Origin of the sequence: Geobacter sp. AOG1, from assembly GCF_019972315.1 — a bacterium.
In the GTDB taxonomy this organism is placed as follows: domain Bacteria; phylum Desulfobacterota; class Desulfuromonadia; order Geobacterales; family Geobacteraceae; genus Geomobilimonas.
The window spans coordinates 1867899-1886371 of the sequence record NZ_BLIZ01000001.1 but is presented as its reverse complement, the minus strand read 5'-3'; the positions used below and the strand labels follow the sequence as shown (position 1 = coordinate 1886371).

Below are 18473 nucleotides of genomic sequence, written 5' to 3'. Positions count from 1 at the left end.
GCGAGTATCCGGGGATCCATAGGCGAATTCCGCTGAGTCATCCCTTGAGTTTCATTTTCATCGCATCAATTGTTGCCGGGATCTTGCCAACTATGCCGATTCCCAGTTTTTTCATGACAAAGTTGCTGCTCATGAACAGCTTGGTGATGCGCATCAGATAGTCACGCTTGAATCCGGCCTTCATGGTCATGTATTCCAGTATCTTGCCCATGTAAAAATTGCGGTAGCCGTCCGCTATCGCAACTTCAATCTGAAGCATGCTCATGTTGTGGGGCTCGATAACAGGATCGACCATGTTGTATTTTGCATAATCGTGGACACGAATAAGGGGATTGAGGTCATTGTAGCCGTCTGCATACGGCCAGGGGGTGAACGTGAAAAAGTTTGCAATGTCCGGGTTGTACTGCTGGGCCAGTTGCATGGTTTTCTTTATGCTCCCTGAAGTCTCGTCGGGGAAACCTACCATGAAAGACGCCTCGGACACGATCTCATGGTCGCGGAGGCTATCAAAGACCTGCTTGGCTTCTCCCAGGACCATCTCTTTTTTCATTGCATCGAGGGCAGTCTGGTCGGCTGTCTCGACCCCGGTCGATATGTAGATGATGCCGGCCTTACGGTATTTCCAGAGGATGTCCCTGTCCCGGATGATGTCCGAGCCCCTGGTCTCCATCAAGAGATAAACCGGGATATCCTTGGCAATGACCGCATCGAGCAGGGCTTCCCAGCGCTCCCTGCTTCTGGTGGGATGCTCATCGGTGAGCATGAAGACGTTGACGTGGTGCGTTGTAAATAGATATTCCAGCTCGTCGGCCACCTTCCGGGGGTCCCGGGCGCGCCAGGACTTCTCCCAGAACCTCTGCTGGGAGCAGAATGTGCAGTCATGATCACAGCCGCGGGAGGTGCTGATCGCTCCCAGGCGGGAGTCGGGGATCACCAGGCTGTAATAGTCCCCCCAGTCGAGCAGATCCCACGCAGTCGGGAAATCATCAATGGTCTCCCTGAAAGTGCAGCTATCTGTCTTGACGACCGCACCCTCCCTCCGAAAGGCAATTCCGGCAACTGTTGCCGGATCGCCGCCAGCCTCCAGCACCTCCAGCAAATGCCGGAGTGTGGCTTCCCCCTCGCCGATGACGATATAGTCAACGGCAGCAGAGCTTGCAAGCACCTCTTCATACATAAAAGTCGGGTGCACGCCACCCAGAATGGTTACGGTATCCGGCCTGATCTTCTTGGCCAGTTCAAGGGTCTTGACGGCGTCATTGATGGTAGCGGTGATCGCGGTTGAGGCAACGTAAGCCGCCACGGATTCGCGAAGGCGGTGTTCGATATCGGGATATGCATCTCCCTTGGCCATGGCATCATAGATCTCTGCATCCAGACCCGCCAGTCGTGCGGCGCCGGCAAGGTAGACCAAACCGAGGGGAACCCAACGGCCGGCGACTTCATCCACGCCACTATGGTAGGGGGGGGTCACAAACAGGATTTTACGGGGGTTGGTTTCTGGTTTGATACAATTCTCCCTGTTCTTTGAGCAGTAAAGTTATACCGATTCAAAATGCTTTCTGTGCTGTTAGATTAGCATGTTACGGCGATAAAACCCAGCCGTTTCACTGAACATCGCCACAAATAAACAGTGGACGGGAAAGAAACCGCAGGGCAATCGAGCATGCCGTTTCCTCGTACCGCTATGAATGCGTCATGCGCATCATACCCGAAATGGCTCCGCTGAAAAAAGCCACCAGCCAGCACGTGTAGATAGTGAGGCTGACCCGGTGGAAGACGCGGTTTACCGCCTCGGCCCGGTTGGCCAACGAGGCAATGAGCGCCAGCAGAAAATGGAAGGCCATACCGGCCAGCGAGGCAATGCCGGTGATGTTATGCCATTCGGGCGCCTTGCCGAAAGTAGCGGCAAACAGGTTCATCTGGTGTGTTCCAAGATAGTCGCACAACAGGCCGATGCCGAAGATGATCAGGTGCTTCCGGTGCAACCCATGTTTCCGCCCGCTAAAAACCGCCCACGTATAGAAGAGCAGTGCCAGGTTCATCCAGATTACCGCTTGCAGCAACATCAGCAGATCCTTTCACATCAAAGACATTCCTCACAGGCATACCGCCGCGAACAATGGAATTTCAGCCCTTACCAGGGATGGCCAAAATAAACGGTAAACAGCTCTTTGCTAGAGGGAAGTCGCCGAAGGGGGGCAAGCTCCGGAGTGTTGTTAATTGCGTCCAGGTTGCGGTATCCCAGCTTGAGGGCCTCTGCAAGATAGTTCAGAGCCGCCTCGTAATTCTTCTCACGCGCTTCAACACGGGCCAGATTAAACTGAAGATCGGGGCTGTTGCCGCCATTTTCGTAACACTTGCGGTACCATGCCCGCGCTTCGGCCACTCTTCCCGTTGCGAGACATATGTTTCCCAGCGAAATAAGTGCATTTGGGGAAGCGGGCTCCAGAAGCAATGCCTTATGATACGCCTTTTCTGCTTCCGGCAGATTCCTGGCAAGGACATAATAGCGGCCTAGTGTGAGGAACCCTCGGGGATAATCGGGAAACTTCCTCGTGAGAGTCAGCAGCAGAGGAGAAGCCTTTTCGAGCGATCCCTCGTCCATATAGAGATTTGCCGCTTCCAGAAGCGCTTTTTGTTCCACGTGAGGATCGGCAAACTCCCTTTTCAGGGCAAAAAGTTCTTCATAGGTGGCGAGGGCTTCCTTCTTTTTGTCGTCATAGATATATGCAGCGGCAAGGGTAGCGCGCTGGTCCTTGAGCGTGGGGAGCTTTTTCACCACATCGCTCCAGAGAGCGATGGCGTTCTGCCAGACCTGCGTCCGCTGGTAAGAAAGCAGCACATAGGGGATGAGCAGGCAGGTAATGACGACCAGTGCCGCGCCTGTCCGTTTTGGGAAAAACCTGTCATGGCAGAGGGACAGCAATCCGCCGACCATCCAGGCGGCGCCCAGCATGGGGAAGTAAAGGTAGCGGTCATTCATCAGGGTTGAGAGCGGAACAATCTGGGCAACGGGTATCAGCCCGAGAAAAAACAGGGCAAAACCGAAAAACAGGCACCGTTCTCGACGCCAGAGATAGATACCGGTGAGACAAAGGGTCGTAACAAGCAGGAGTGCCACGGCCACGTCGCCATCGAGGCGGTTTTTTACGAAAAAAATGTAGACCGCATTCAAATTTTCGTTTACCGGCCAGAGCAGAATCTGTACGTAGCGAGTCAACACGGTAAGCATCGTCAGGAATTTGGCAACGATGTTTCCTTCAAAGAAGTCAACACTCCCTCCACCGGCCGACTGGGTTACCATGGCAATGCCTGAGGCAACTGCAACCGTTACAATATAGGGGATCTTGTCGACAAATGCCCCTTTTTTGCGCCGAGGCTGTTCAAGGTAAAAATCGTAGAGCAGAAAGACGAAAGGCATGATGACGGCGATCGACTTGGCAAAGAGCGCAAGCAGCAGGGAAAGTACGGAGAGAATATAGGCAAGTTGACGTCCCTCTCCGGTTCGTTGCCGGTACGAGAGATAGGCGAGGAACGAGCAGAGCGAGAAAAACATGGCCAGGAGGTTCTTGCGCTGGGAAACCCAGGCAACCGACTCGACCTGAACCGGGTGCAGAAGAAAAACGGCGGCGGACACGAAAGCCCAGGCCGGTTTCCCCGTTAACCGGTAGACCAGCAGGGAGAACAACAGGCCGTTAACAGTATGAAACGCTACATTGACCCCGTGGAACCAGGCCGGGTTCAGCCCAGCCAGTTGATAGTCGAGCATGTAGGAAAGCAGATGTACCGGCGCATAGTTTCCGACGTATGATGAAGAGAAAATATGAACCAGGTTGATTGCTGAAAAGCCGCGGATATCCGGGTTGCTGGTTACATACTGATAATCATCCCAGTTAGAGAGAAAATCAAAATTCAGGACCTGTCCGTAAACCACTAACGTCAGGAGAATCAGGACGATGGCCGGGACCAGATGCGGCTTTAATTTCGTAAAGTTGGTTGACATCATCGGTGGGACTGCCTGGCGGACGCATCCAGCTCCCTGTACCTATTCATTTCGATTGCAGCTTCAGCCGGCCTCCCCATCAATTCGTACGCCAACGACAGGTTATAGTGAGCTTGAGGATTGGGCGGATCGAGGTCAATCGCTTTCTTGAAAAGCTCTACGGCGCTCGCCAGATTACCCCTCTCGGCGGCCACGCTTCCCCTGTCGATAAGGGCGGGAACGGAGTTCGGGTTCATCATCAGGGCTTCCTTGAATTTTCTCTCCGCTTCGGCGTGTCGTCCTTCAGCGAGCAGCTTTTCACCTTCCCGGCAGAGCACACTGACCCGGCCATTCAGCATCTCTTCGATATTCGGGAACATTGCCGTAACTTTGTCGTAGTATTTTTCGGCCATGGCTTTATCACCCATACTCGCGTAGATCCTACTCGCCATAATATACGATTGGGGATTGCCGGGCTCAAGAGCCATCAGTTTGTTCAATACTGTCAAGGCCTTGTCGAACTTGTTGCCTTCCCAGTAAACGGCCGACAAATAGTGGTACGCATCCCGAATAACGATACCGTTCTTTGAACAGGATTCTTCCAGATACTTCTCAGCCTTGACCAGATCCCCGTTTTCGTAATAATACATGCCGAGATTTGTAAAACCGATGCTCCTTGCCGGAGCATCGACTGTCATCTGGGCATAAAGTGACGGCATATTTTTCCAGATAGCGTTCCGTTGCAGGTCAATTGCTGCATAAAAAACACAGAGTAACACCGTACCTGCCACAATGACCCACTTATTCCCCTGGCAAATGACATAGGCCAGTGCCAGGCTGAATCCCATTAACGAAAAATAGGCATACCGGTCCGCTAACAAGGTAGTCCCGAGAGGGACTATGCCGGTGACAGGAAGTAAAAAAAGGAAAAACCAGCAGGCGGAAAAAGCTATTTCCCTCTTTGTTCTGAATATGACCGCAACGATAATAACAACCAGCAGCAGTGCCGAATAAAACGTGAAGGAAGGGACCGAAACGTCGGGGGAAATATCGTAGATCACTTTCAGGTCAACGGGAAAGAACATGTTCTTAAGGTAGCTGACGACAATTTTGGGTATCAATAACAAATTGTCCGACAGCTGAATCGTTGTGAGCAAATTGCCATGGGCGACGGCAAACGACCTGAGGGTAAGGTAGCAGATAATTGAGGCAAGGTAGGGGAGGTAAGCTGTCCAGCGTCTCTTTTCCGTGCCGATGTACCGGTCATAGGCGATCAATACGAGCGGCAGAAGCAGAGCAAACTCTTTCGAGAAAATTGCCACCGTAAAACTGATAACTGCGGGGAGCCATCTCTTGTTGACATACAGGAGCAATGCCAGCAACGAAAAACAGGCGCTGAGCAGCGTGTTCCTTCCTCCTGCATGGAAATTCACGCTTTCCACAGCAACCGGATGCAGAGCAAAGAGCAAGGCAGCGACAAACGCCATCCGTTCCTTCTTGAACAGCGCAAACACCACTCTGTAAAAAAGAAGCACACCCACGATGTGGAGGATCAGATTGGTAATGTTGAAGCCTACGGGATTCAAGCCCCAGACAGCTCGATCGAACAGAAAGGAAATATATGTCACGGGCCGGTAGTAACCAGTGAGACCATCGCCAGTCCTATCCTCATAAAGGAACAGTTTTGGCAGATTGGTGAAGTTTTCCAGCAGTCGGTTTTTAACTATTACGTCAAGGTCGTCCCATACGAAACGATTGGTGAGGGTACTGCCATAGACCACGACGAGGAGAAAAGTGATAAAAGCGGATCGCCAGAGGAGTGTTTTTTGTGAGTCGGTCATTACCGCAAAATCCTTTGTAAACCCTGACCTTCTATATGTTGGCGCCTACCCTGCACCATGTCGGCAATCGTTTTACTGAATGAAACAATCAGCCAGCAGATACTATGAGGCTGAATTTATCACCCCAGAATAAAGACCGTCAATACAATTAGCGGCAGTTTGGTGTGTCGTTGTTTGGCCGTTTCAACAAGACCGCCCCTTATTGCTAATTCCATCAACAAATGCTACATAATCTATCCATGAACACAAGAAACTTGAAAAACCCCCGCAACTTTCTTCCAATACTCATCCTGATCTCGGTAACCGTCCTCTCCCTCGCACCATTTGCCGCCAAGGCGTTTAACATCGATGAACCGCTCTTCATATGGGTTGCCAAACATATTCAATCCCATCCACTGGACTTCTACGGTTTCAGGATCAATTGGTATGGCACTGATATGGACGCTGCACGGATCATAAAAAACCCACCTCTCGCTTCATACTACATCGCCATGGTAGCGACACTTTTCGGTTGGAACGAAATCCCCCTGCACCTGGCTTTTCTTTTCCCAGCGGTCGCCGCTGTACTGGGAACCTACTTCCTGGCTAAGGATTTCACGCAAAACCCCTTGATGGCGACTCTCATCGGCATTTTGAATCCGGTCTTCATTCTGTCGAGCATGACGGTCATGTGTGACACCATGATGCTCGCTTTCTATGTCTGGTCAGTGTACTTTTGGGTGCGTGGCACAAAAGACGGCAGTTGCCGGAATCTTTTCATTGCAACCGTGTTGATAGCGCTCTGCAGTCTTACCAAATACTTTGGATTAAGCCTGATTCCGCTCCTGTTCCTGTACACACTTATGGCTCGTAACGAAAGGAGGCATCAGGCGCTATTTCTGCTGGTCCCGATTGTTATCCTTTGCCTGTATCAATGGGAGACCTACGTGATTTACGGCAGAGGACTGCTGTCGGATGCCGCCAGTTATGCCAGCAAAGAAAAGGCCCTGGATCTTGCCGCCCTATTTCCCAACCTTGTCACCGGTCTCAGTTTTACCGGGGGGTGCCTCATATCCACGCTGTTCTTTGTCCCACTGCTACGAAACAAACCCATAGTGTTTGCCGCGGCTATCCTCATCCCGATGGCAGCTTTCGGTCTCAACCGGATCAACTTTTCCCACCTCCCCGAGATCCCTTGGTGGGGATATTATCTTCAACTTTCGATTTTCGTAGCAGCAGGGATAAACATTCTCGTTCTTACCGGTCAAGACTTCTGGCAACGAAGAGAGTCTGATTCCATGCTCCTTGTTCTGTGGATAATGGGAACTTTTGTCTTCGCTGCCATCGTGAACTGGTCCGTCAACGGAAGGAGCATCCTCCCGATGGCTCCTGCCGTGGGTATCGTCGTCATGCGTTTCCTCGAAAACAAAAAAGAGCCCATGAGGCAACCAAGTTTCAAACAGATGCTGATATCGTTATCCTGCGCCTGGCTCGTTTGCATGATGGTCGCATGGGCCGACTATAGTCTGGCGGAAACGGCACGCACCGCAGCAAAGGAAATCGGCAGGACATATGGTGGTTCGGCTAAACCGCTCTGGTTCCAAGGGCATTGGGGTTTCCAGTACTACATGGAGAAGAATGGTGGTACTGCATACGACAGGGTAAAAGCCTCAGTCCAACCTGGAGATATCATGGTGATCCCGGAAAATAGCACCAACGCCTTTCCGGAAATCATGGTGAAAGGCACCCCATTAAAAGTCCTGCAGTTCACTCCGGCAAGGTTTTTGACTACCATGAACTTTTCAGCCGCCGCCGGCTACTACTCCAGCAGTTTTGGGCCACTCCCGTTCCTGGTCGACAAGTCACTCGAAGAACGGTATCATATCGTCGTTTTCCCGCCATCTCATCAGTAGGGGCACGACTTGTCGCGCCAAGCAGGCCACTGCAGGATTTGTCCCTTAAAAAATACATCATCGTCTGCAAATATAAATATTACAAGACCACGGAGGAATTATGAAAAATTTAGCAAGAATTGCGGTGAGTTGCGTATCTCTGGCGGCGGCGTTATTGCTCATTATTTCCTGCTCAAGCTCAAGCTCAAGCAAAAATGACCCTGCGATCATTGTTTGCAAAGAATTTATAAAAAAAGCGGCAACAGGTGACAAGACATTGGCAGATCTAATTGATTTTGAGTCAGCGGCTCAAAAATATGGGACGACAGAACAAGAGATAATCAAAAAAGAAGGTGCAGAAAAATGGAATAAAATAAAAGATGACATGGTAACTACCATCATCACAACGTTCACCCCTCTTAAAAATAACTACGACACGGCTTTCAAAGATTTCAAGGTAGATGAAAAAGGGGTGGATTACTGGATTGTCTCATATGTAAACCCGGCAAAAGAACGCAAAATGATGATGGTAAAAAAGAGGGCCGATAAGCTTAAAGCATATTTTTACCAGCGCTGATACCGGACTATTTATGTTTTAGGCTCATATGAAAGAAAGAACCATTGACCTCGGCAGGTTTGTGCCATGCCTGCAGTATATTCCGCTGGCTCTTGTCCTGGCGGTTGTCGCCTATGTCCGTATCCGGCTTCTTCAGGTTCCCCTTGAGCGCGATGAAGGCGAGTACGCTTACATGGGGCAACTCCTGCTCAATGGCATGCCTCCCTATGTTCATGCCTATTCCATGAAACTCCCCGGAGTCAGCGGTGCCTACGCACTTATCATGGCGTTATTTGGCCAGACCCCTTCAGGTATTCACCTGGGGCTGATACTTGTCAACGGGTTGTGCGTTTTATTTGTATACCTGTTGGCATTGCGGCTGTTCGACCGTGCAGCTGCTTTCCCCGCCGCCGCAAGCTACGCTGTTTTGTCCCTCAGTGAGTTCGTATACGGCATTTTTGCCCATGCGACCCACTTCGTTGTGCTGTTCTCATTGGCTGGCTTCATCTTACTCCTAAGTCCTTACAATAGAGCCCGCACATTGCTGCTGTTCCTAAGCGGGTTCTGTTTCGGTCTGGCATTCACCATGAAGCAACCTGCAGCATTGCTGGCTGTCTGCGCATTGCTGCATCTTGCCTGGACTGGTTACCACACGCACGGCTCCAGCAGAAAGGCTCAGGTAACGGGGTTCGCCCTGTTTCTGTTTGGATTGGTCGTTCCCTATACGCTCATCCTAATCTGGGTGCTCAAGGCGGGCGCATTTGAAAAATTCTGGTTCTGGACCGTCACCTATGTCCGGGAATACGCCTCCGGCCAGACAGTCGCCCAAGGTCTGTCCGTATTGGACCGCACATTTCCGCTCATCGTGAAACCGCATCTTCCACTCTGGCTCCTGGCAGGCGCAGGTGCACTTTTCCTGATGGCAAACCGCGGGCGGTGCACAAACAGGCGGCTTGTCGCGGGGCTGTTGTTCTTTTCGTCCCTTGCGGTCAGTTCGGGTTTTTATTTCCGGTGGCACTATTTTATTCTCATCCTGCCGGTAATTGCTTTACTGGTGGGCGCTTCATGCGCAGCAATCGAGGATATAATTGCTCCGGGAACGAACAGTAAAAAATGGCTGGGGCGCATGGTCCCCACGCTCCTCGTCATGGCGGCAATCGGGTATGGTCTCTACCAGGAACGATCGTACTTTTTCAAGCTCACCCCCCTGGAAGCGAGTGCTGCAACATATGGGACAACCCCCTTTCCCGCAGCGATCGAAATTGGCCGCTACATAAAGGATCACACCTCTGGCACCGACCGGATTGCGGTACTTGGCTCCGAACCGGAGATTTACTTCTACGCCGGAAGACTGTCGGCAACGGGCTATATTTACATGTACAGCCTGATGGAAGACCAACCGCATGCCGAGAGGATGCAGCAGGAATTGATCCGCGAAATCGAACAATCAAAACCGATCTACTGTGTCTTCACCAAAAACCGATTCTCGTGGCTGGGGAGCCCCTCTTCGCCGCGATTGATTTTCAGCTGGTTTGAACCGTATGCACAGGAACACTATGAGCAAGTCGGTGTTATTGAACTGTACGATTCAGAAACACGCTACTTCTGGGACGCAGATGCGGCACAACACACTCCCGGCTCGGAGTCATATCTTGTCGTCTATAAACGCAAGTCCTAATACTTTGGATACTGGACTCGATTTGAGCACTGTTTTTCTGTCCATAATAATTCCGGCATTCAATGAGGAAAAACGTCTCCCCGTATATCTGACGAGAGTCCTGGAATATCTCGAACGGCAGGACTTCTCCTATGAGGTAATTGTCGTCGATGATGGGAGTGCCGATGCAACTGCGGAAGCCGTTGCACGCATCATGGAAGGAAACAACCGGGTTAAGCTCATCCGCCACCCTGCAAACCGGGGTAAAGGCTATGCGGTCAAGACCGGCATGCTTGATGCGTCCGGCAAACTTCGGCTCTTTACCGATGCCGATGGTGCAACGCCTATCATGGAACTGGAACGGCTTCTAAAAGCCATTGATAGCGGAGCAAACGTGGCGATAGCTTCCCGGGCAATGAAGGATGATTCATGCACCATAAACGCCCATCTCCACCGGAAAGTGATCGGGAGAGTCTTCCATAGCATTGTGAACGCACTAACGGTAAAAGGAATCCATGATACCCAGTGCGGCTTTAAACTATTCACTGCCGAAGCAGCACAGGAGGTATTTCAACTCCAACGCATCGATGGTTTCGGGTTCGATGTCGAAATTCTTTATCTCTGCCAGCGAAACGGGTACCGCATTACGGAAGTGCCGGTTAATTGGACCGATATAGCGGGTTCTAAAGTCAACCTGATCGTGGATTCACTTCGAATGTTAACGGATATATTCAAGATACGGCTCAATGAAATGACAGGAGCTTATCAACCCAACTCTTTATCTGTAGAGGGGAAGAATACCATTCCGAAGTGATCAGGACGCGCCAATACTGCGTGCAAGTGAAGCAGGATCCTTGTGAAAGTAAATGGAATGCGGTATAAACGCGTGTACAGAGTTGCAGGATTCCCCCAAGCGTTGATAAACCGATACATGCTTGGCATCTATGCTGATACCTTTGAAGTAAAACCATATTTTTGAGGAGATGACGATGAAAAGCTCAATGATTCTACTATCAATTTTGATGCTATGTATGATCGGATGCAGCAAGCCGGAAACAAGGCTCGTCGGCAAATGGAAGAGCCCGACAGTCCAGGGCTTTGTTGCAGAATTTAATAAAGACAATACGGGATTCACGTCAACAGTTGTTCCAGGTCATGCCGGTAAGATAGCAGCTGAAATGAATAAATTACCGTTTCAATGGACAATCTCGAAGGACGGGAAGATTAAGATTAAAGAAGACAAGGCGGAATACTTTGGCAAATTGGCGGGAAACAAGTTGGAGTTGGAGGTAAATGGCGCAACTGTCGTATTGGAGAAAGCAAAATAACGCTCTTTTTATTCCTTTAGCCAAAAATTTACTGATATGAGGATTTGTCTTGCACGATGGGCTTGACATCAAATCGCCAAGGTGCGTTTCAGATCGGGAAACTCGTTTTGCATTTTCGGTGGCCATAATTTTCCTGCTGTATGCAGGTTTCTCCACATTTCATCACGAGATGTGGCGCGATGAGATGGGTCCTTGGCTCATAGCCCGTGACAGCCGTTCGTTATTCGACATCTTCCACAACATCAGATACGATGGCCACCCCTCACTCTGGTACCTCCTGATCTGGCCCCTCACGGTTTTCACCATCAATCCCGAATCAATTCAGTGGCTGAACCTGGGGGTCGCCGCCAGCGCCGTCTTCCTGATCGCCCGTAACGCACCAGTCTCCCGGTGGGTACGCACCGCCGTTGCCTTGGGATATTATCCCATCTACGAGTACGGCTCCATTGCGCGTAACTACTCCCTTGGGCTCCTCGCCCTGGTAGCATTCTGCACACTCTTCCCGTACCGCCGTGAACGGCCTTTATTGCTTGGCGTCCTGCTCCTGGTGGCGGGGAACAGCAGCATGCTTGCCTGTATTCTTGCCATCGCCGCCCTTCTCATGCTGACTATCGAGACCGTCATCTTCAGGCCTCAACCGACAAAAATCAAGCAAAGCTGGTGTGGAATCGGCATCGCGGCAGTGAGTATCGCCTTTGCAATTTGGCAGATGATCCCGCCGCACGATTCCGGTTACGCAATGGGTTGGCACTTCAGTTACGATCCGGTCAAACTGGTAAAGGTTTTGAAGAACATGACCGCCGCCTATCTGCCATTGCCGAATGCCGGTCCCGGTTTCTGGGAAACCGAATTCCTTGCGGCATTTTCTCTGTATCGCAACTTTTCCTGGGTCGGCGCTCCCCTCCTCCTTATCATTGTCTCGTTGGCCCTGTTGCGCCGTCCGCTAGCGCTTGTCTATTACCTGTGCGGCAGCCTGGGATTGCTGGCTTTCTTCTACGTAAAGCATGTCGGCTATCTGCGGCATCACGGATTTCTTTTTGTCTGCTGTGGGACCGCTTTGTGGCTCGCCAGGACCATGCAGCCGGTCACCCTGGCTGGCCTGCTGGATGTTGCAGCGCGACGCTCGGAAAGGGCCGTTGCACTGCTTTTCCCGGTTATCCTGGCCGTGCACCTTGCCGGTGCACTGATTGCGGTCGCTGGCGAGTACAAGTACACCTTCTCCGCGGCCAAGGCGACAGCCGACATGATCCGTGAGCGAGGGCTCGACAAACTGCCGCTGATTGCCGACCTCGATGTTACCGGCATGCCCGTGGTAGGCTACCTGAACAAACGCTCTGCGTTCTATCCCTGCGGCGACCGATACGGTTCGTATGTCGTATGGGATACTGCCCGGATGCAGCACTCGATCGTCTGGGGCGAACCGTTGCAGATGGCCGCAAAAACCGGGTCTCCGGCGGTCGTGCTCGTCGATGACTTTGTTATGAAAAAATTCCCGCCTCCAGCGGAGTTGCAACCCAAACTGCAATTGATAGGTTGTCGCAACGCCGAGATTGCCACCGATGAGAGTTACTGCGCCTACCTCTTCGATCCGGACCACACCATAGAGGCCTTGCGACAATGACGGACAGGACAACCCCATCAGATACGCCAGTTCGGCAAAATCCACGCTGGTTCTTCCTCTTGTCGGTGGCCATTCTGGGAATCATCGGCATAATGGCGGTTTACTCCCTGCGGCTGAACTTCCCGCCGATTCGCAGTGACGGCCTCGGTTATTACCTCTATCTCCCGGCAACGTTCATATATCACGACTTAAGCCTGCAGAGCATTGCCGAGGTCTTTAACAACGGACATATCCCTGACGTGACCCCCTCGCTGTGGCAATACTCCGGCCCCGCTCTGTGGGAAGATTCCACAAATTACCTGATAAAATATCCCTTGGGCGAAGCACTTCTGATGCTGCCGTTTTTTTTCTTGGCATGCATCGCGGCGTTTGTTACCGACACTCCCGTTGATGGCTTTTCGCCGCTTTTTCAATACGCTGCCGCAATTGCCGGCTTGTTCTACGCAATCGCCGGCATTGCCATACTTTGGAAAGTGCTGGAAAGGCGATTCAGGCAAAACACCATCCTCCTTGCCATGGTCGGCATGGTATTCGGGACAAACCTCTTTCACTATGCGACCTATGACAGTGTCTTCAGTCATGTGTACTCATTTTTTCTCTGCTCAGCCTTTCTTTACATCATTCAACGCATCTATTCACAGGATTCCGCACGGTATTTCATAAGCGGAGGAGCATTAGCTGGCCTGATCGTCATCACACGGCCCACAAACGGACTTTGGTTGCTCTTTGCCATCTTTTACGGCGTGGACTCTCTCCATGCTCTGTCGGACAGACTTTCCTTCTGGAAGCGCCACGTAACCAAGGTAGTGTATGGCGTCCTGCCGTGTGCCTGTGTCATTTCCCTGCAACTACTGTACTGGAAAATCATTACCGGGCATTTTGTTGTATTTTCATATCGTGGCGAGTATTTCAATTTTGCACGTCCTGAGATTTTCAATGTGTTGTTCAGTGTCCGTAAGGGACTGTTTTTCTGGTCTCCCATTCTTCTGCTGGTCATTCCCGGTTTGTATTATGTGCGGAAAGGCGCCCGCGAGTTCTTGGCACCAACCTTACTTTTTTTGCCGTTAAATATTTACGTCATATCCGCATGGCATAGCTGGTTCTATGGCGGTTCGTTCGGCCACAGGGCATTTATAGAATCACTTCCGCTTTTTGCGATATGCTTCTGCTCTCTCTACGAAGGATCGTCATCTTTATTCTGGAAGCGATTTATGATAGTTCTGACGCTTCTGTGTGTGATACTTTCTACATGGCTGATGCTCAAGTATTGGACAGGCGTCATCCCTTTTGATGGCACTACATGGGACTATTTCGTCAAAACATTCTTTAACCTGACCTCCCGCTGATTCACCTATCAGATCCCGGCAGCAGTAGTGAGGATGCCACACATGATTCTGAGCATTATAATTCCTGTCTTCAACGAAGTGACAACCATCGATGAACTGCTGAAACGCGTGATGGCTGTTCCTCTTGCCAAAGAGATCATTGTTGTCGATGATTTTTCAACAGACGGTACCCGGGAAAGGCTCGCGGGGTTGGTTGGTAAGTACGGCAGCCTCAAAGTGGTCTGCCACGAAAAAAACAGGGGAAAGGGGTGTGCCATCAGAACCGGTCTGGGGCATATCACCGGAGACATAGTGATAATTCAGGATGCCGACCTGGAATACGATCCGGCCGAATATCCGAAACTTGTCAAACCGATTGTCGACGGCAGGGCCGATGTCGTGTACGGCTCTAGATTCGCTGGTGGCGAGGAGCATCGCGTCCTCTACTTTTGGCACTATCTGGGAAACCGATTTTTGACGCTCATGTCAAACATGCTCACCAACCTGAATCTGACCGACATGGAGACCTGCTATAAAGTGTTCAGGGCTGACATCATCAAAGGGATCAAGCTTGAACAGGACCGCTTCGGCTTCGAGCCCGAAATAACTGCAAAGGTAGCCAGAGCAGGTTGCAGAATTTTCGAAGTCGGTATTTCCTACAGCGGCCGTACCTATATCGAGGGGAAAAAGATCGGCTGGAAGGATGGGGTTAAGGCAATCTGGTGCATCATCAAATACCGGGTCATGACATAAGGGCATTATGAACCGCTCGGTCCGAACAAACGTAGCCTTTTGCAGCTTCCTCTGCGTGCTGACAGTTGCCGTTTTCTGGGGAGTACTGGGCAATGACTTTTTAAACTACGATGACTTTCAGTATGTTACCAGCAACAGACATGTAACGTCCGGAGTCTCAATCGAGAATGTCATCTGGGCCTTCACGTCAGGCTATGCCGCCAACTGGCATCCCGTCACCTGGCTATCGCATATGGTGGATGTCGAACTGTTTGACATGAATCCGCAGGGACATCACCTGATGAACCTGCTCCTCCATACTGCCAATGCCTGCCTGCTTTTCCTGCTCCTCAACAAAATCACCGGCTCTGCCTGGCGCAGTATGGTCGTCGCCTCACTCTTTGCTATTCATCCGTTACATGTGGAATCGGTTGCCTGGGTAGCAGAGCGGAAGGACGTGCTCTCGACATGCTTCGCATTGTTGACGCTGCTGGCGTACGCCTCGTATGTGCAACGAAACGGCACCTGGCGTTATTTGGCGCTATGCGGATGTTTCTCGCTCGGTTTGATGAGCAAGCCGATGCTTGTTACCCTGCCGTTTGTCCTGCTTCTGCTCGATTACTGGCCATTGCGGCGGTTTGTGCCCTGGAGTTCGGAAACTGTCGATGAACGATCGTGTCGGGCCGGTAGCAAACTGCCGCTCTCCCGGCTGGTTATGGAAAAACTACCTCTGTTTGCATTGGCGCTACTCTCCAGTTGCATCACCATATTTGTGCAAAAAGGGGCTCTGCATCCCCTGGACGTCACCCCCCTGTCGTTTCGCATCGGCAATGCCGTGACAGCCTACCTGCGTTACCTGGGCAAAACGGTCTGGCCTTCCGATCTCGCTGTTCTTTATCCTCTCCCTCCGTCAATTCCGATACTTCATAGCGTGAGTTCCGCAATACTCCTGCTGCTGACTTCATATGGTGCCTCTGCGTTATCACGCAGGCGTCCCTATATTCTCGTCGGCTGGCTCTGGTTTCTCGGCACGCTTGTGCCGGTTATCGGAATAGTACAGGTGGGTCTGCAATCCATGGCGGACCGTTACACGTATTTCCCCTTGATCGGGATCTTCATTGCGGTCGTTTGGGGGGTAGCGGACCTTGCGGGGGATCGGCCGGCCTGGCGCATTCCGCTTGCACTGGCTACCGCGGGGGCTCTAACCGCATACAGTGCAGTTAGCTGGAGTTATGAGCGCTGCTGGAAAAACAGCAACACCCTGTTTTCCCATGCCATCGCCGTAACCTCCGACAATTATTATGCGCATTACATGCTTGGCAAGGCCCTTTACGACGAGAATATGCTTCAGGACGCTCTTGTCCACTATTCCAGAGCCCAGCAGTTGAACCCTCGATTTGCCGATGCCTATGTCAATAGGGGAATTATCTATTCGAAGCAGGGAAAACCGAAAGACGCCATCAACGATTTTTCAACGGCCCTCTCGATAAATCCCGGCTCCCAATATGCACACTACAATATTGCCGTCGCCCTTCAAGCCCAAGGAAGGGTTGAAGAAGCCATGATGCATTACGGCGAAGTACTGCGTCGTGAACCGGACAATGCTGGCGCTCATTACAATCTGGGGAATGCTCTCATGGGCCTTAAACGATGGGATGAAGCACTACGTCATTTTTCCGAGGTAGTGCGGTTGAAACCGGAGTCAGAGACCGCTCGCCAGAATCTGGAGATGTGCTTGAAGCAGAAAGCGAACCAATGAATGTCTGATATGACGGACACACCCAATCCCCTATACCGGCTTGGACTCATCATCCTGCTGGTAGTGGCGGTTTACGGGAACATTCTCAACCACGGCTTCGTGTGGGACGATACCGATATCATCGTTCATAATCCCCTTCTGGAAAAACTTGGGAACATCCCTCTTTTTTTTCTTTCAGAAGACAAGGTTACCGCCGCAACGGGTTATTACCGCCCAATGGCCTATATTTCTTTTGCACTGGACCGGGCCATATGGGGGTTGAATCCGCTCGGTTTCACCATTACCAATCTGGTACTCCACATCCTCGTTGCACTTCTCTTCTACGCGGTAATCGCGGCATTGTTCACTAAGGAACGACTTGCTTTCGTTGCGGCCATGATATTTGCCGTGCATCCCCTGGCCGGAGAAACCGTTAACTTTCATGCCGGTGGCCGGAATACTCTTCTCTGCGCCAGTTTTGCGTTACTGTCGTTGCTTCTTTACACCAAGGGGAAACATATCCTGGCGGTCGTCTGTTTCACGTGTGCAATTTTTTCGAAGGAATTTGCCCTGTTATTGCCGCTGGTCTTTCTTTTTCATGATTATCGGCTGCAGCAGAAAAAGGTTCGTTTCAGCACCTATATTCCTTACTTCATATCAATCGTCTGTTATCTGGCTCTCCGGTCAGTTGCCGTCCAGAAAGCAAACTTTTTGGAGACAATCAGGTTTTCAAAGCAGTTATGGCTGACCCCCTACCTGGTAGTGAGATACCTGCTGAACATGATCTATCCATTTCAGCTAAAGGTCATGTACGACGAAAGCACCACCATCCCTCTCTGCATCCTCTGCTTGCTGGTTGTGATCCTTCTGACAGGTATTGTTTTCATCTACAGGAGAGACAAAGAACTGTCGTTTTCCGTCTACTGGTTTCTTATTTTCCTGCTCCCTGTAGTCAACATTATTCCGCTCGTCTCAAATTCCCTGATTGCGGACCGTTATGCCTATTTCTCGTTGATGGGCTTTGCCCTTGGGGTGGCAACCTTCATCTGCAAGACCGACAAGCGAGGCATGACCGTTATCATGGTGATAATCTGCACAGTTTATGCACGTGCTGATATCAGGCAGAACAACGTCTGGAAAGATGACGAAACGCTTTTCACCCGGATGGCAAACGATGCTCCGGAGATGTTCGTCGGCTATCGCAATCTCGGACTCTACTATTACAACAGGAGTGACAGGGCTAATGCCGAGCGCTATATTGCCATTGCCTGCTCCAAACCGGATATCCCCCCCTTGTTTCTGACCGGTGCCGCCTCCATATTCGTGGAAACAAACAGGCTCGACACGGCCGAGGAATTGCTGATCAAGGCCCTGAAGCAAGATTCTGCCAACCCCGAACCGTACGTGTTGCTGAATATGATTTACGAGCAGAAGGGAAATAAACAACTGGCCGACTCATACCTTAGCAAGGCCCGCGAAGCGATCCCCGCGTTTGAAGAAGAGGTGACCAGAATGGCTGAAGTATTTTGCCGCGAAGGGGAAAAGTTTATTGCTGAACATGAGTACATTCACGCGAAGAATATTTTGTGGCGCGCATTACTGGCAAAACCCAACTTTGTTCCCGCACTCATTGACATGGGACGTTTGGGCTACGAACAGGATGATTTTGCGACCGCAACAAGATACCTCGAACAAGCACTGGCACTTGATCCTTCAAATGCTGCTGCGAAAAGCACTCTCAACCTGGTGCATCAGAAGCAGGGAAAAACGACGGGCTCACGCGAAAAGTGAAAAAACCCCATCAAGCAACGGGGCACGA

General features: G+C 51.1%; 14 protein-coding genes. 10 read left to right on the top strand and 4 right to left on the bottom strand.

Going from position 1 to position 18473, the window contains the following annotated elements; genetic code table 11:
* Nucleotides 1–37: 37 nt before the first annotated feature.
* The 4 genes from LDN04_RS08665 to LDN04_RS08650 all read right to left on the bottom strand — a co-directional run bounded on the left by LDN04_RS08665 (nucleotide 38) and on the right by LDN04_RS08650 (nucleotide 5826).
* On the bottom strand, nucleotides 38–1474 hold the full coding sequence (locus LDN04_RS08665; RefSeq protein ID WP_223908912.1) for a B12-binding domain-containing radical SAM protein: 1437 nt from the start codon (nucleotides 1472–1474) through the stop codon (nucleotides 38–40).
* A 211-nt stretch (nucleotides 1475–1685) separates the two neighbouring features.
* Nucleotides 1686–2069 (bottom strand): HsmA family protein, encoded by a 384-nt coding sequence (locus LDN04_RS08660; protein ID WP_223908910.1) that lies wholly within the window; start codon nucleotides 2067–2069, stop codon nucleotides 1686–1688.
* 68 nt (nucleotides 2070–2137) lie between these two features.
* Nucleotides 2138–4006 carry a lipopolysaccharide assembly protein LapB gene (locus LDN04_RS08655; RefSeq protein ID WP_223908909.1) on the bottom strand — a complete coding sequence of 623 codons (1869 nt, stop codon included), beginning with the start codon at nucleotides 4004–4006 and terminating at the stop codon, nucleotides 2138–2140.
* The gene (locus tag LDN04_RS08650) at nucleotides 4006–5826 is read right to left on the bottom strand and encodes a tetratricopeptide repeat protein (RefSeq protein ID WP_223908908.1); all 1821 of its coding nucleotides are present in this window, start codon (nucleotides 5824–5826) and stop codon (nucleotides 4006–4008) included. Before LDN04_RS08650 ends, LDN04_RS08655 begins: the two co-directional genes overlap by 1 nt.
* A gap of 239 nt (nucleotides 5827–6065) precedes the next feature.
* Between LDN04_RS08650 and LDN04_RS08645 the strand changes: the two genes are divergently transcribed.
* The 10 genes from LDN04_RS08645 (at nucleotide 6066) to LDN04_RS08600 (ending at nucleotide 18445) form a co-directional block, all read left to right on the top strand.
* Nucleotides 6066–7718, top strand: a complete 1653-nt coding sequence (locus LDN04_RS08645; RefSeq protein WP_223908906.1) for a glycosyltransferase family 39 protein — start codon at nucleotides 6066–6068, stop codon at nucleotides 7716–7718.
* Between the two features lie 100 nt (nucleotides 7719–7818).
* The gene (locus LDN04_RS08640; RefSeq protein ID WP_223908905.1) at nucleotides 7819–8274 is read left to right on the top strand and encodes a hypothetical protein; all 456 of its coding nucleotides are present in this window, start codon (nucleotides 7819–7821) and stop codon (nucleotides 8272–8274) included.
* A 28-nt stretch (nucleotides 8275–8302) separates the two neighbouring features.
* Nucleotides 8303–9931: a glycosyltransferase family 39 protein gene (locus LDN04_RS08635; RefSeq protein WP_223908904.1), complete on the top strand. Its 1629-nt coding sequence runs from the start codon at nucleotides 8303–8305 to the stop codon at nucleotides 9929–9931.
* Entirely contained in the window at nucleotides 9906–10724 is an 819-nt protein-coding gene (locus LDN04_RS08630; protein ID WP_223908902.1) for a dolichyl-phosphate beta-glucosyltransferase, read from the top strand. Before LDN04_RS08635 ends, LDN04_RS08630 begins: the two co-directional genes overlap by 26 nt.
* Before the next feature lie 175 nt (nucleotides 10725–10899).
* Complete coding sequence (locus LDN04_RS08625) at nucleotides 10900–11238, top strand: hypothetical protein (RefSeq protein WP_223908901.1); 339 nt, start codon at nucleotides 10900–10902, stop codon at nucleotides 11236–11238.
* Between the two features lie 118 nt (nucleotides 11239–11356).
* Nucleotides 11357–12859 carry a hypothetical protein gene (locus tag LDN04_RS08620; protein ID WP_223908899.1) on the top strand — a complete coding sequence of 501 codons (1503 nt, stop codon included), beginning with the start codon at nucleotides 11357–11359 and terminating at the stop codon, nucleotides 12857–12859.
* On the top strand, nucleotides 12856–14205 hold the full coding sequence (locus tag LDN04_RS08615) for a hypothetical protein (RefSeq protein WP_223908898.1): 1350 nt from the start codon (nucleotides 12856–12858) through the stop codon (nucleotides 14203–14205). Before LDN04_RS08620 ends, LDN04_RS08615 begins: the two co-directional genes overlap by 4 nt.
* Nucleotides 14206–14247: 42 nt before the next feature.
* On the top strand, nucleotides 14248–14937 hold the full coding sequence (locus LDN04_RS08610) for a glycosyltransferase family 2 protein (protein WP_223908896.1): 690 nt from the start codon (nucleotides 14248–14250) through the stop codon (nucleotides 14935–14937).
* A 55-nt stretch (nucleotides 14938–14992) separates the two neighbouring features.
* The gene (locus tag LDN04_RS08605) at nucleotides 14993–16675 is read left to right on the top strand and encodes a tetratricopeptide repeat protein (protein ID WP_223908894.1); all 1683 of its coding nucleotides are present in this window, start codon (nucleotides 14993–14995) and stop codon (nucleotides 16673–16675) included.
* 339 nt (nucleotides 16676–17014) lie between these two features.
* The gene (locus tag LDN04_RS08600; RefSeq protein WP_223908892.1) at nucleotides 17015–18445 is read left to right on the top strand and encodes a lipopolysaccharide assembly protein LapB; all 1431 of its coding nucleotides are present in this window, start codon (nucleotides 17015–17017) and stop codon (nucleotides 18443–18445) included.
* The last annotated feature ends 28 nt before the right edge of the window (nucleotides 18446–18473 follow it).